Source organism: uncultured Polaribacter sp. (assembly GCF_947495205.1).
In the GTDB taxonomy this organism is placed as follows: Bacteria; Bacteroidota; Bacteroidia; order Flavobacteriales; family Flavobacteriaceae; genus Polaribacter.
The window spans coordinates 1-13,058 of the sequence record NZ_CANLXV010000008.1 but is presented as its reverse complement, the minus strand read 5'-3'; the positions used below and the strand labels follow the sequence as shown (position 1 = coordinate 13,058).

General features: G+C 30.0%; 16 protein-coding genes. 9 read left to right on the top strand and 7 right to left on the bottom strand.

Annotated elements, in window-relative coordinates:
- Window positions 1-10 precede the first annotated feature (10 nt).
- The 5 genes from Q0762_RS09005 (at window position 11) to Q0762_RS08985 (ending at window position 5,545) form a co-directional block, all read left to right on the top strand.
- Window positions 11-757, top strand: a complete 747-nt coding sequence (locus Q0762_RS09005; RefSeq protein ID WP_298766162.1) for an electron transfer flavoprotein subunit beta/FixA family protein — start codon at window positions 11-13, stop codon at window positions 755-757.
- 103 nt (window positions 758-860) lie between these two features.
- Window positions 861-1,817, top strand: coding sequence for an electron transfer flavoprotein subunit alpha/FixB family protein (locus Q0762_RS09000; RefSeq protein ID WP_298766160.1), 957 nt, complete (start codon window positions 861-863; stop codon window positions 1,815-1,817).
- A gap of 311 nt (window positions 1,818-2,128) precedes the next feature.
- Window positions 2,129-2,746 carry a bifunctional nuclease family protein gene (locus Q0762_RS08995; protein WP_298766159.1) on the top strand — a complete coding sequence of 206 codons (618 nt, stop codon included), beginning with the start codon at window positions 2,129-2,131 and terminating at the stop codon, window positions 2,744-2,746.
- 9 nt (window positions 2,747-2,755) lie between these two features.
- Window positions 2,756-4,528, top strand: coding sequence for a nucleoside transporter C-terminal domain-containing protein (locus Q0762_RS08990; protein ID WP_298766157.1), 1,773 nt, complete (start codon window positions 2,756-2,758; stop codon window positions 4,526-4,528).
- Between the two features lie 192 nt (window positions 4,529-4,720).
- The gene (locus Q0762_RS08985; RefSeq protein ID WP_298766155.1) at window positions 4,721-5,545 is read left to right on the top strand and encodes a thymidylate synthase; all 825 of its coding nucleotides are present in this window, start codon (window positions 4,721-4,723) and stop codon (window positions 5,543-5,545) included.
- A 75-nt stretch (window positions 5,546-5,620) separates the two neighbouring features.
- On the opposite strand, the gene Q0762_RS08980 is transcribed toward Q0762_RS08985, so the two are convergent.
- The gene (locus Q0762_RS08980) at window positions 5,621-5,917 is read right to left on the bottom strand and encodes an isoamylase early set domain-containing protein (protein ID WP_298766153.1); all 297 of its coding nucleotides are present in this window, start codon (window positions 5,915-5,917) and stop codon (window positions 5,621-5,623) included.
- A gap of 310 nt (window positions 5,918-6,227) precedes the next feature.
- On the opposite strand from Q0762_RS08980, the gene Q0762_RS08975 reads away from it, so the two are divergent.
- Entirely contained in the window at window positions 6,228-6,716 is a 489-nt protein-coding gene (locus Q0762_RS08975; protein ID WP_298766150.1) for a dihydrofolate reductase, read from the top strand.
- On the opposite strand, the gene Q0762_RS08970 is transcribed toward Q0762_RS08975, so the two are convergent.
- Window positions 6,713-7,147 (bottom strand): DUF6146 family protein, encoded by a 435-nt coding sequence (locus Q0762_RS08970; protein WP_298766148.1) that lies wholly within the window; start codon window positions 7,145-7,147, stop codon window positions 6,713-6,715. The genes Q0762_RS08975 and Q0762_RS08970 overlap by 4 nt on opposite strands.
- A gap of 226 nt (window positions 7,148-7,373) precedes the next feature.
- Between Q0762_RS08970 and Q0762_RS08965 the strand changes: the two genes are divergently transcribed.
- Both Q0762_RS08965 and Q0762_RS08960 read left to right on the top strand, forming a co-directional pair.
- Window positions 7,374-7,943, top strand: a complete 570-nt coding sequence (locus Q0762_RS08965) for a DNA-3-methyladenine glycosylase I (RefSeq protein WP_298766147.1) — start codon at window positions 7,374-7,376, stop codon at window positions 7,941-7,943.
- The gene (locus tag Q0762_RS08960; RefSeq protein ID WP_298766146.1) at window positions 7,930-8,691 is read left to right on the top strand and encodes a hypothetical protein; all 762 of its coding nucleotides are present in this window, start codon (window positions 7,930-7,932) and stop codon (window positions 8,689-8,691) included. The genes Q0762_RS08965 and Q0762_RS08960 overlap by 14 nt, the downstream gene beginning before the upstream one ends.
- A gap of 34 nt (window positions 8,692-8,725) precedes the next feature.
- Here the strand turns inward: Q0762_RS08960 and Q0762_RS08955 are convergent, their stop codons facing one another.
- Window positions 8,726-8,929 carry a hypothetical protein gene (locus Q0762_RS08955; protein WP_298766144.1) on the bottom strand — a complete coding sequence of 68 codons (204 nt, stop codon included), beginning with the start codon at window positions 8,927-8,929 and terminating at the stop codon, window positions 8,726-8,728.
- 145 nt (window positions 8,930-9,074) lie between these two features.
- Between Q0762_RS08955 and Q0762_RS08950 the strand changes: the two genes are divergently transcribed.
- On the top strand, window positions 9,075-9,461 hold the full coding sequence (locus Q0762_RS08950) for a nucleoside triphosphate pyrophosphohydrolase family protein (RefSeq protein WP_298766142.1): 387 nt from the start codon (window positions 9,075-9,077) through the stop codon (window positions 9,459-9,461).
- A 73-nt stretch (window positions 9,462-9,534) separates the two neighbouring features.
- Here the strand turns inward: Q0762_RS08950 and Q0762_RS08945 are convergent, their stop codons facing one another.
- From Q0762_RS08945 to Q0762_RS08930, 4 genes are read right to left on the bottom strand one after another with little or no spacing between them, the layout of a single operon-like run.
- Window positions 9,535-9,996: a DMP19 family protein gene (locus Q0762_RS08945; RefSeq protein ID WP_298766139.1), complete on the bottom strand. Its 462-nt coding sequence runs from the start codon at window positions 9,994-9,996 to the stop codon at window positions 9,535-9,537.
- Window positions 9,993-10,403, bottom strand: a complete 411-nt coding sequence (locus tag Q0762_RS08940) for a DUF4174 domain-containing protein (protein ID WP_298766137.1) — start codon at window positions 10,401-10,403, stop codon at window positions 9,993-9,995. The genes Q0762_RS08945 and Q0762_RS08940 overlap by 4 nt, the downstream gene beginning before the upstream one ends.
- Window positions 10,404-10,601, bottom strand: a complete 198-nt coding sequence (locus Q0762_RS08935) for a DUF4177 domain-containing protein (protein WP_298766136.1) — start codon at window positions 10,599-10,601, stop codon at window positions 10,404-10,406.
- Window positions 10,602-10,621: 20 nt separating this feature from the next.
- Window positions 10,622-12,532 carry a CocE/NonD family hydrolase gene (locus Q0762_RS08930; protein ID WP_298766135.1) on the bottom strand — a complete coding sequence of 637 codons (1,911 nt, stop codon included), beginning with the start codon at window positions 12,530-12,532 and terminating at the stop codon, window positions 10,622-10,624.
- Between the last annotated feature and the right edge of the window lie 526 nt (window positions 12,533-13,058).

Genomic DNA, 13,058 nt, shown 5'->3' with positions numbered 1-13,058 from the left:
AGAAGAACGTATGAAAATATTAGTTTGTATTAGCCACGTGCCTGATACCACTTCAAAAATAAATTTTACCAATAATAATGCCGAGTTTGATAAAAATGGTGTGCAGTTTGTAATTAATCCGTATGATGAGTTTTGCTTAACAAGAGCATTATGGTTTAAAGAAAAACAAGGAGCAACGGTTACTGTTGTAAATGTTGGTGGATCAGAAACAGAACCAACATTAAGAAAAGCGTTGGCTATTGGTGCAGATAATGCAATTAGAATTAATACAGCAGCAACAGATGGTTTTGTTGTAGCCAAAGAGCTAGCAGAAGTTGTTAAAAAAGAAGGTTTTGATTTAGTTTTAGCAGGTAAAGAATCTGCAGATTATAACGGGCAAATGGTTCCTGGAATGTTAGCAGCTTTACTAGATTTTAATTTTGTAAATGGCTGTGTAGATATTAATGTAGATGGTACAAACGTAACTGCCAAAAGAGAAATAGACGGTGGTAATGAAACCTTAGCAACTAATTTACCGTTAGTTGTTGGTGGTCAAAAGGGAATTGTGGAAGAAAAAGATTTACGCATTCCTAATATGAGAGGAATTATGATGGCGCGTAAAAAACCATTAAATGTAGTAGAATCATCAGGTACAGAAACAACAACTACAATTTCGTCTTACGAAAAACCAGCACCAAAAGGAGCTGTAAAGTTGGTAGATGCAGATAATTTAGACGAGTTAATTAGCCTTTTACACAACGAGGCTAAAGTAATTTAAATGGGTATAATTGTTTAAGCATTTAATTCTTTAAATGTTTAAGTTATCACAATTACACATTTACACAATTTAACAATTACACATTTTTAAAAAAATATAAAATATGTCAGTTTTAGTATATGCCAGCGCTACAGACGGTACCTTTAAAAAAGCTGCTTTTGAAGTAGTATCTTATGGTAAAAAAGTAGCAACACAATTAAGTACCAATTTAGTTGTGGCAACCATTAACGCCACAGACGCATCAGAATTATACAAGTATGGTGCAGAAAAAGTAGTAAATGTTGCTAATGCTACTTTAGCAACGTTTAATGCAAAAGGATATGCAGCTGTTTTAACACAAATTGCAACTAAAGAAAATGCAAATGTTATTGTAGTAGATACAAGTATAGATGGTTTGTATTTAGCACCTTTAGTAGCTGTAAACTTAGAAGCAGGTTATGCTTCAAACACGGTAGAAGCGCCGTCTAACATAGCACCTTTTACGGTAAAAAGAAAAGCTTTTTCTAACAAAGCCTTTTCTAATACTGTAATTTCTACAGAAATTAAAGTTATTGGTTTAGCCAAAAATTCTTTCGGAATTTATGAAAATCCAGTTGCAGGAACCACAGAAAATTTTGATGCAGAAATTCCTAATTCAGGTGTAAAATCAGAAAATATAGAAAGAATTACAGGTAAAGTAACCATTGCAGATGCAGATGTTGTAGTTTCTGCAGGTAGAGGTTTAAAAGGGCCAGAAAACTGGGGAATGGTAGAAGAGTTGGCAGCAGTTTTAAATGCAGCAACCGCTTGTTCTAAACCGGTTTCAGATTTAGGTTGGCGTCCACATGGAGAGCATGTTGGCCAAACAGGTAAGCCAGTAGCCTCAAATTTATATATTGCCATTGGTATTTCTGGCGCAATTCAGCATTTAGCAGGCATTAACGCCTCTAAAGTAAAAGTAGTTGTAAATACAGATCCAGAAGCGCCATTTTTTAAAGCTGCAGATTACGGCGTTGTAGGAGACGCTTTTGAGGTAATACCACAATTAATTGAAAAATTAAAAGCGTTTAAAGCCGCTTAAATAAAAATAATTTCTTGGGCGTGCCCAAATTATTTTAAATAGTACATTTAAAAAAGCCTGTTATAATGTGAATTTTAATAGGCTTTTTTATGCAATTTAGTTTTTAATACACATAATTTGGTCAGGCTTTCGCCACTCGCTTTACCCTAAAAAGGGTAAGAGCTCAAACAGAGGCTCAATCCTTCACGCGGGTGCAGAACATTTTAAAAAATTATTTCAATAGAAATACCACAAATCACTATTATATTTTTAGTAAATTGTGCCCTTAATATTTAGCTTACATAGCTATTGTATTTTTCGTAAAAAGATATATGAGTTTTATACAACTAACCATTAAAGGAATCTCTTACAGTCAAACACAAAGTGGTGCATACGCTTTAGTTTTAAGTGAAATAGAAGGTTCTAGAACATTGCCAATAATTATTGGCGCATTTGAGGCACAATCTATAGCCATTGCTTTAGAAAAAGAAATAAGACCACCAAGACCACTAACACATGATTTATTTAAAACCTTTTCAGATCGGTTTGCAATACAAGTAAAAGAAGTAATTATTCATAAACTTGTAGACGGTGTTTTCTTTTCTAGCCTAGTTTGCGAAAAAGATGGCGCAGAAGAAATAATAGATACCAGAACTTCAGATGCAATTGCAATTGCAGTTCGTTTTAATGCACCCATATATACGTACGAAAATATTTTAGATAAAGCAGGTGTTTATTTAAAGGTAGAAGAGGAGTTAGACTTAAATAACCCAGCAGAAGAAGAGGATGAGGTAAGTACAGAAATAGAAGCCATCTTAGATACTGATAATCCAGCTCCGTTTTCTAAATTTTCCATACAAGATTTAAATGAAAAATTAGACAAAGCTGTAGCAGATGAAAACTACGAGTTAGCGGCAAGAATAAGAGATGAAATTAGCAAACGTTCTTAAAAATCAGGTATGAAAAATCTATTTTTACTAGTATTTTGTTTTGTAACGTTACAACTGTTTTCTCAAGATTTAGAACAAGATTGGTCAATTAACGCTATGAGTAAAGCAGGTAAAACTGCTGTTTTAGATACTATTAATCCGCTAAAAATATCATTTGCAAAGGGTAATTTCCAATTTCCAATTTTTGGAGAAAATAAAACAGCTTCAGGAACTTATTTACGACAAGAAAATTTAATTATTCTAAATTTTTTAAAACCCAAGCAGCAATTAAAATATTTGAATATTGTTTCATTTGATAATTCAAGTTTAGTTTTATCAGAGTCAGATGTTGTGTATACATTAACTTCTAAAACCTATGAGCAAAATATAATTCCAGCGGATAATAGCGTTAAAACTATAGAAAATAAGCTACAAAAAGATGAAAAAACGCTAACAAATAATACTTCAAAAAATAGTGCATCAGTAATAAAACCAAGTGCAGGTTTTAGTGTAAATACGTTATGGCGTGGTGTTTTGGGCATGTTTAGTTTGCTAGTTATTGCATTTCTTTTTAGTGCCAATAGAAAAGCCATCGATTGGAAAAAAGTTGGTATTGGCTTAGCATTACAGTTAATTATTGCGATTGGTGTTTTAAAAATATCTTTTGTCCAGCGTGCTTTTGAGCTAGTAGGAAAGTTGTTTATAGAAATTTTAGAATACACAAAAGCAGGTAGTAAATTTTTGTTTGATGGTTTAATTGCAGATATGGATACCTTTGGTTATATTTTTGCTTTTCAGGTTTTACCAACAATTATATTTTTCTCTGCATTAACCTCTTTATTATTTTATTTAGGTATAATTCAATGGGTTGTAAAAATATTAGCCATTGGTTTATCTAAGTTTTTAGGTATTTCTGGTATGGAAAGTTTATCTGTAGCAGGTAATATATTTTTAGGACAAACAGAAGCACCACTTTTAATTAAAGCTTATTTAGAAAAAATGAATAAGTCGGAAATGCTTTTGGTAATGATTGGTGGTATGGCAACTGTTGCAGGTGCAGTTTTAGCAGCGTACATTGGCTTTTTAGGCGGCGGAGATAAAGCATTAGAATTGGTTTTTGCAAAACATTTATTAGCAGCATCTGTTATGGCAGCTCCTGGCGCTATTGTAATTTCTAAAATTTTGTACCCTCAAACTGAAAAAGTAAATACAGACGTTAGCGTTTCTCAAGAAAAAATAGGATCTAATATTTTAGATGCAATTGCAAATGGTACCACAGAAGGTTTGCGTTTGGCAGTAAATGTTGGTGCAATGCTACTGGTTTTTGTTGCTGTTATTGCAATGATAAATGGCGGTTTAGGTTTAATTGGAGATGTAACTTCTTTAAATGAAATAATTGCTGCTAATACCAGATATCAACAACTTTCTTTAGAATTTTTATTGGGTTATGCCTTTGCGCCATTAATGTGGTTAATTGGTGTGCCAACTGCAGATATGACTTTAATGGGGCAGTTATTGGGTATAAAATTAGCAGCAAGTGAATTTGTTGGTTATATTCAATTGGCCGAGTTAAAAAATGTAGCTAGTGCTACGCATTTAACGTTTAATAAATCTGTAATTATGGCAACTTACATGTTATGTGGTTTTGCAAATTTTGCATCAATAGGAATACAAATTGGCGGAATTGGTTCTCTTGCTCCTGGTCAACGTAAAACATTATCAGAATTTGGTATAAAAGCTTTAATTGGTGGTACAATTGCCTCTTTAATGTCTGCAACTATTGCAGGTATGATTATTGGTTAAAAATCCCCTTTGTCTTTCAGACGTTTCCCCAAAGGGGAAAATTTAGCTAGTTTTTAAACTACTTAAAATAGTTAATAAAACATTAATAAAATTTTTATTTCATTAGAAATAACAGTTTTTACATTTGTTATTTTTACTTCTAATAACTAACACAAGAGTTTCTTCTCTTTGGGAAGATTAAGATAGGCTTCTATGAAACAATACCACGATTTAGTAAAATACGTTTTAGCAAACGGTAACGAAAAAGGAGATAGAACAGGAACAGGAACAAAAAGTGTGTTTGGTTATCAAATGCGTTTTGATTTAAGTGAAGGTTTTCCAATGGTAACCTCTAAGAAATTGCACTTAAAATCTATTGTATACGAATTGTTGTGGTTTATAAAAGGTGATACCAATATTAAATATTTACAAGAAAACGGTGTAAGAATTTGGAATGAATGGGCAGATGAAAATGGCGATTTAGGGCCTGTTTATGGGCATCAATGGCGTAATTGGAATAGTGACGAGGTAGATCAATTAAAAGAAGTTATTGCAACTTTAAAAAATAATCCAAATTCTAGGAGAATGTTAGTTTCTGCTTGGAATCCTTCAGTTTTACCAGATACTTCTGTTTCTTTTTCAGAAAATGTAGCCAATGGTAAAGCAGCATTACCGCCTTGTCATGCATTTTTTCAGTTTTATGTTTCAGATGGCAAATTATCTTGCCAATTATATCAAAGAAGTGCAGATATATTTTTAGGTGTACCTTTTAATATTGCCTCTTATGCATTGTTTACAATGATGATTGCTCAAGTTTGTGGTTATGAAGTAGGAGAATTTATACACACTTTTGGTGATGCACATATTTATAACAACCATAAAACGCAATTAGAATTGCAATTGTCTAGAGATATTAGACCTTTGCCAAAAATGAAGTTAAATCCGGCAATAAAAGATATTGAAGATTTTACTTTTAGTGATTTTGAATTAATAGATTACAATCCTCATCCACATATAAAAGGAAAAGTGGCTATTTAAGCTACTTTAATTTCATGTAAAAAACGCTTTAAATTATACATTTAAAGCGTTTTTTTATAATTTATAATAGCGCTTTTACAAAGTTATAACACTGTTTTCTGCTCCTGCATACTCATTCCAAGCAAATGCATCTGCTTCAGTTTCGTTTACATAAGCGCCATCTACTAAATATCTAAATTCATAAGAAGCGTTTGCTTCTAAATCTACAGTTCCCTTAAAAGAACCATTTTTTAATTTTTTTAATGGCGTTGCTTGTGCATTCCATTCATTAAAACTACCTACAACTGCAACAGTTTTAGCCTCTTCTGCTGGTACAGTAAAAGTAACTTTACAAACAGGTTTACTTTTTAAAAATTGTTTTTTAATAGCCATAATTTTTATTTTTTGGTTTCAATAATCATTTATGTAAAAATATGCAAGACTTATAATATAACAAACATAATTTAAGGCTTTTACAAAAGAATTATCACTTTAATAATTTGTAGCTTAGTAAAGTTGCTAATTAAGAATTAATTATTACGAATATTGTATTGTTCTTAAAATTAGAACGGTTGTTTTTGGCTGATTTTCAATAGCTTCGTAAAAAAAGTAAGTTTGTACAAGGTTTATTTTTCTTAAAAAGAGTTAAAATGAGCGAATCTCAACACAATTCTACTATTTTTGTTGCAAATAAAAAAAGATTATGATTACAGTAATTGCTGCCATTGCAGAAAACAATGCTTTAGGTAAAAATAACGATTTAATTTGGCACTTACCTGCAGATTTAAAAAGGTTTAAAACAGTAACTACTGGCAATTATATTTTAATGGGTAGAAATACTTTTGAATCTATTGGTAAACCTTTACCAAATAGAACTACCATTATAATTACTAGAAATAAAAATTACTTGAAAGACGGGTGTTTAATTGCACATAGTTTAGAAGAGGCGCTTGAAATGGCTAAAGAACAAGAGCAAATTTTTATAATTGGTGGCGCACAAATTTATAAAGAAACGTTGGCTAAAGATTTGGCAGACCAGTTAGATATAACATTGGTTCATAAAGAATTTGATGCAGATGTATACTTTCCAATAATAGATAAAAAACTTTGGAAAGAAACCAAAAGAGAAGATTTTAAGGCAGATGATAAAAATAAATATGATTATAGTTTTATCTCTTATCAAAAAAGCTAATTCAATCTGTTTGCTCTAAAACCGCCGCCCAAACTCATTTTGTATTTTCTTTGGGCAAATAAAAAATAATTGAATAATTTGTAATTAACATCATAACCATAATCTATATTAGGTTGGTAATCAATATTGTTCTCATAAATATTTTGATTGTATGCTATTGGGTTTTGGGCTCTAATATTCCAAGAAGTTACCCAAGCTCTATTTCTAACCTCTAAATAATTTTGGTTATAAAATCCTTTTGGCTGTGCAATAGCATTTAAAAAATAATTAAAGCCAATATCTATAATTATAATTTCGTAAGCTAAACTATCATTTGCTATTACAACTGGTTTTTCTTTAGAAACTTGCTTTTCATTTTTTTGTAATGTTCCGCAAGAAACAAATAGAAATGTAGCGCATAAAATAAATAAGATTTGTTTTATAAATTTCATAATAGTTAAAGATATCAATTTTTAATTAGACTTTATGGTTGTTTGTATTTCATTTTAATGCTATGTAAGCTGCAAAACGAAATTAAAACTACAAAGCCTGTTTTAAAAGTTATATTTAGTGAAGGTTTAGTTTGTTTGAGTAAACGCTGTTTTTTTTAAGAAAAATGTTATTTATTAAATGCTGTTTTTGCAAATTAATGCTAATTTGCAACCAAAATTTAGATTTTTGAAAAAGAGATGTTTTTGGGTAACCGATAGTAAATTGTATCAAGATTATCATGATAATGAATGGGGTAAGCCCGTTTTTAATGATGAAATTCTATTTGAGTTTTTGCTCTTAGAAAGCTTTCAGGCAGGTTTAAGTTGGATAACTATTTTAAATAAAAGACAAAATTTTAAACAAGCATTTGATAATTTTGATTATCAAAAAATAGCAAAATACTCAGAAAGCAAATACAATGCTCTTCTAAAAGATAAAGGGATTATAAGAAATAAATTAAAAATTAGAAGCGCGATAACGAATGCACAGCTTTTTATAGAAGTTCAGCAAGAATATGGTTCGTTTTCTAGTTTTATTTGGTCTTATGTAAACGGAAAACCAATTATAAATCAATTTCATAATAAAGAAGAAGTACCAGCTACTACTATTTTATCAGATAAAATTTCTAAAGATTTAAAGAAAAAAGGTTTTAAATTTGTGGGCTCAACAATAGTTTATGCTTTTATGCAAGCAATCGGTATGGTAAATGACCATACAACAGATTGTTTTAAATATCCAGTTCATGTTAATAGCTAAAATACTTAAAACAGATTTAAAAAAAATCATTGCCATTTTTAATAGAGAAATTGGTCGTTTTGTATTTTTTGTTTTTGTGCTTTTTTTTGATAGTTTGTGGTTTGCAGATACGTTAACAAACTCTCAATTATTTATAAATATTTTAATGTTTGCAGGTTTTTTTAAAATGTATTTTAGATCTACACCAAGAGTAAAAACTTTAATGATTTATGCTGTAATACTTGGTTTTGGTGGCGAATATTTATTTTCTAGAGGCTTAGATATGTATACGTATCGTTTAGAAAATGTGCCTTTGTATGTGCCAATTGGGCATGCTGCACTTTATGGTAGAATTTTTATGTTTAGTAAAGCATCTGTTGTAAGAAAACACCACAAAGCTGTAGAACAAATTTTTGCAATTGCCATAGCAATTTTTGCAACAATATATTTAATTTTCTTTAATGATGTTTTTGGTTTTGTGATGACAGTAGGGGTTTTTCTACTACTTTTTAAACGACCTAAAGATCGTTTGTTTTTCTATTCCATGTATATTTTAGTGGCTATTTTAGAAATTGGAGGCACCGCTTTTGGGGCATGGAAATGGCCAGAAATAGCATTTAATACTTTTACTTTTTTGCCTAGCAACAATCCGCCAAGTGGTATAAGTTTATTTTATTTTTTATTAGATGTTGGCTGCTTCTTTATTTACACGCAAAGGCATCGTGTGGCTTGGAAGCGATTAAAAACCATAAGAATTTTAAACGCTTAAATCTCAAAAAATGAAGTGTAGTAGAAAAATTAAATTAATGCCCAGTAAAAAAACGAATTGCCATAAAAACCAATACAATTAATCCGCCATAAATTAATACCTTTTTACCTGAATTTTGATAATAGCGTTTATGGTTTTTGATATCTTTTTTATAGCTAAATATCATTAAAGAGATAAAAGCGATGATAAAAAATATCATAAAAACAATTCTTCCTGTGGTAAAAAATGCTAAAAACATATCTTTTTTTTCTTAATAAGTTCTTTATTAAATCCGTGTAAAAAATATTCAAAATAAAAAATTGAAGTTATCTTGTACTTCCAATTTAACGCATTTTTTACAATGCTAAATTACGAATTAAATAACTTTTAATTATTAAAATATTATGAAAAATAAAATAGAGGCAGTTCAAAAATTTCACAAAGCTTTTGGTGCAGGAATTCAACACAAACCAACGGCACATATTGGTGAAGATAGAAATTTATTGCGTTTTAATTTAATGAAAGAAGAAAATGAAGAATATTTAGAAGCTGCAAATAATAACGATTTGGTAGAGGTGGCTGATGCTTTAGGTGATATGTTGTACATTCTTTGTGGTACAATTATAGAGCATGGTATGCAAGAGAAAATAGAAGAGGTTTTTAATGAAATACAACGCAGTAATATGAGTAAACTAGGTGAAGACGGTAAACCAATTTACAGAGAAGATGGTAAAATTTTAAAAGGACCAAATTATTTTAAACCGAATATTAAAGATATTTTAGAGCAGTAGTTTTTTAAAAGTCTACACCAAAGGTTTAAAATGATTTAATTATATGACGCGTAAATAATTACATTGTTTTTAACTAATCAAAATGAACAATGTTTTCTCTTACGTAAGCTATCGTTAATGCTATAATATCATCTTCATATTTTTCAAATTCTGCATCCATAGCATCCCATAAATCAATATTTTCCTCTTTTTGCATTAAAATACTTCTTCTAGTATTTAAATCTTTAGGAACAGGAATTTCTGGAAATAAAAAAATAGCTTTTGTTAAAATAGCTACTGTTTTTTCTGCTTTTATGGCCAAATAAGCTTGAAAAATTTCATGGGTAAACTGGCCAGAAGAATCAAAAAAGAATTGTATAAAACCACCTTCTGTAACATTTTGTTCTAAAATATCGATGTAAATAAAGGTTTTTTCAAAATCGTTTAAATGGCTAAAATCGTCTTTTTTAGCAATTTTTTTAGTGATGATTTCTCCAATTCTGGTAATTTTTTCTGGATCACTATTTAATAACAAAGCAATTTCTGTAGACGTCATTTTTTATTTTTTTGTAGTTCTCTTTTTCGCATTGGCATTCCGTCTATAATTGTAAATAGTTTTTCTGTTGATAAAACGGAGTCTTGTTGCAACTTAACTCCGCCATCTAAACCAACTAAAAGTACTTTAAATGCACCTTTTTCATTTTTAAATTTTGTTGATGGTTTCCAGTCTCCTTTAAAGTTATATTGATATTTATTCTTAAGAAAACAATACACTACTAATTTTCTTTCTATAAGTTCTTTTGGATGCTCTTCTAATAACAGGAATTGTTTTTTAAGCTGACCATTGTTTTGATCATTAGAAATAACAAGTAATACTCTATTTTTCCATTGATGTTTTTTAATGTTTTGCCCAAGTGTAATAATCGAAAAAAATGATAGTATAAAAAAGAATAAATAACGCATTTATTCTTTTTCGAAATATAAATAAATGTATAAGGCAGCACCAAAATTAGACATATCTGTAGAAGCTAATTTGTAACCATTAGCAGCATATTTATCTAATTGTTCTTGAATTTCTTTTTTAGAACTTTTAACAATATGATTTTTATCTGTAGTTAATTTTGAATAATATATTAATGTTTCAACTTTATAATCTTTCATAATTTTATTTTAATTATTGGTTATTTCAGTACAGAAAATTCTATTGATGAATCTGTAAAAACGGTATGTGTTTGCGTTTTAAAATCTTTTTTGGCTGCTTTGTAAATATTATCTACATACGTTTGAGGATTTAAATCAATTAAAGGAAACCACGTACTTTGTACTTGAATTTGTAACTTGTGTCCTTTTTTAAAGGTATGAAAAACATCTTGTAATTTTATATTTACATCCGTTTTTTTGTTTGGTGTAAAAGGTTCTGGAAACTCAAAACTATTTCTAAAACGTCCTCTCATTACTTCACTTCTTACCATTAAATGGTAATTACTCATCTTTAAATGGTCTTGTAATTTATCATTTTCTTTATCGGTTGCTAAATCAGACGGATGTACGTCTATTACTTTAACAATCCAATCTGCGGCAGAACCAGTTGTTGCCACTTTTAATTTTGCTAAAATGTCTCCAGCTAAGGTGTAATCTTCTGTTAAAACATCGGTTTCAAAAACCAAAACGTCTGGTCTTCTGGCAGCAAAACGTTGGTCGTCTGTCATGTATTTACGTGGTGTAAAAACAGTTTTAATGTCCTCGGAATACGGCACAGGACGTTTTATATCACTTATAAAATTAATTTTTTCGGTTGATTTTTTAGCTGAAGTTAATTCTTGATTTTCAGATAAAAACCAATCTTCTTTTACTACATTTTTAGGTGGCCAAGAATTGTAAGATTTCCATTCTTTTTTACCAGAATCAAAAACATAAGCTTCTGGCAAACCAGAATTTTTATCTCCTTTTCCTTTTAAGAAATGATTAAAGAATTTTGTTTCTATTTCCTTCTGAAAATTTAAAGAAATAGAATCTCCAAAATAATAATTACCCACATAATTTTTGGTTACAGAACTTGCCCATCTTCCATGATCCCACGGGCCAAAAACTAAAGTATTGTAGTTGTCTTTTCCGTGTTTTTCTATGCCTTTATAAGTTTCTAAAGGTCCATACAAATCTTCAGCATCAAACCAACCACCAACAACCATAGTAGCTACAGAACTTGGTACTTTATTCATATGTTGTATAATGCCTTTACTTTGCCAAACAGAATCGTAATTTGGGTGTTCTGTGATTTCTTTCCAGAAAAAGTCGTCTATTTTATCTTTAGAAGCCTCTCCATTTACATCTAACTTGTCGTATTGAAAAAATTCGTTTAAGTTTTTTAAAGGACCTTTGTCTAAGAAAAATTGATATTGATCTTGTGTGTTCATTTCAGGAAAAGAATACCAAGCAGCATCTGTTGGTGTGTCTTTATATGTGCCAAATAAAGAAATTGCTCTAAAATAGCTTAATAAAAATGCACCATTATGATGAAAATCATCAAAAAAGAAATCGCCAATACAAGCTTGTGGAGAAGCTGCTTTTAAAGCAGGATGTGCATCTATGGCAGAAATGGTTGCATAATGCCCAGGATAAGAAATACCCCAAGTACCAACATTTCCATTATTATTTTCTACATTTTTTACGAGCCAATCTATGGTGTCATACGTATCAGAAACTTCATCAGATTCGTTTTCTTTTTTATTAGGAATGTACGCACGCATATTATCGTAAACGCCTTCGCTCATCCAACGTCCGCGTACATCTTGATACACAATAATATTGCCCTCTTTCATTAAATGTACATTAGGACCAATTTTAGTTTTTAGTTTTCCCTTGCCATAAGGCGCAGAACTATAAGGCGTTCTTTGCATTAAAATAGGATATTCTTTAGAAGTGTCTTTTGGAGAATAAATGGTAGTATGCAGTTTTACACCATCTCTCATTGTAATATTTACTTCTTGTTTTGTGTAATTTTCTACCACATAAGCGTCTTTTTTATTTTTTTTTGATGAGCAGCTGTGTAAAAGAAAAACCCCTAAAAGAGCGGCAAGAAATATTTTTTTCATAAAAGATTGAATTAGTTTCGCATAAAACTACAAAACAAAAAAGGGTTCTGTAAAAAACTTTTGTTAAAATGATTTTTAACTACTTTTAAAGTCTCTAATATTTTAGAAATGAAAACAATTTTACAAACAGAAATAGGCAATTTTATTATTATTTGGGATAAAAAGAGTAGTGTTTATAATGAAATTAGACTCTTAGATTATTAGATTATTAGATTCTTAGATTATTAGATTATTAGATTTTTAGAGTTGCAGAGTTGCAAAGTGGTAAAGTTTTATAGCTGTAGAGTAGCTGATTATAAAAGTTTTAAAGGCTTAAGTTTATTCATACAGTTTGTCACGCTGGAAGCATCTCACGCAAAATTACAATCTCTAAAAAACTATTATAGGGTTACAAATTGTTAGTAAATAGAAATCTTTAAGAATAATTAATGAAAAAAGTTAGCAAACAGGGCTAGGTACTATCTTTAATTCCTAATTTTATTGTCTTAATTTTTATTATTTTTGATTTAACAGAGAGGAAGCTCAC

Coding starts and splice junctions, on each gene's coding strand:
- Q0762_RS09005 (WP_298766162.1), top strand. CDS start 11: ATGAAAATATTAGTTTGTATTAGCCACGTGCCTGATACCACTTCAAAA.
- Q0762_RS09000 (WP_298766160.1), top strand. CDS start 861: ATGTCAGTTTTAGTATATGCCAGCGCTACAGACGGTACCTTTAAAAAA.
- Q0762_RS08995 (WP_298766159.1), top strand. CDS start 2,129: ATGAGTTTTATACAACTAACCATTAAAGGAATCTCTTACAGTCAAACA.
- Q0762_RS08990 (WP_298766157.1), top strand. CDS start 2,756: ATGAAAAATCTATTTTTACTAGTATTTTGTTTTGTAACGTTACAACTG.
- Q0762_RS08985 (WP_298766155.1), top strand. CDS start 4,721: ATGAAACAATACCACGATTTAGTAAAATACGTTTTAGCAAACGGTAAC.
- Q0762_RS08980 (WP_298766153.1), bottom strand. CDS start 5,917: ATGGCTATTAAAAAACAATTTTTAAAAAGTAAACCTGTTTGTAAAGTT.
- Q0762_RS08975 (WP_298766150.1), top strand. CDS start 6,228: ATGATTACAGTAATTGCTGCCATTGCAGAAAACAATGCTTTAGGTAAA.
- Q0762_RS08970 (WP_298766148.1), bottom strand. CDS start 7,147: ATGAAATTTATAAAACAAATCTTATTTATTTTATGCGCTACATTTCTA.
- Q0762_RS08960 (WP_298766146.1), top strand. CDS start 7,930: ATGTTAATAGCTAAAATACTTAAAACAGATTTAAAAAAAATCATTGCC.
- Q0762_RS08955 (WP_298766144.1), bottom strand. CDS start 8,929: ATGTTTTTAGCATTTTTTACCACAGGAAGAATTGTTTTTATGATATTT.
- Q0762_RS08950 (WP_298766142.1), top strand. CDS start 9,075: ATGAAAAATAAAATAGAGGCAGTTCAAAAATTTCACAAAGCTTTTGGT.
- Q0762_RS08945 (WP_298766139.1), bottom strand. CDS start 9,996: ATGACGTCTACAGAAATTGCTTTGTTATTAAATAGTGATCCAGAAAAA.
- Q0762_RS08940 (WP_298766137.1), bottom strand. CDS start 10,403: ATGCGTTATTTATTCTTTTTTATACTATCATTTTTTTCGATTATTACA.
- Q0762_RS08935 (WP_298766136.1), bottom strand. CDS start 10,601: ATGAAAGATTATAAAGTTGAAACATTAATATATTATTCAAAATTAACT.
- Q0762_RS08930 (WP_298766135.1), bottom strand. CDS start 12,532: ATGAAAAAAATATTTCTTGCCGCTCTTTTAGGGGTTTTTCTTTTACAC.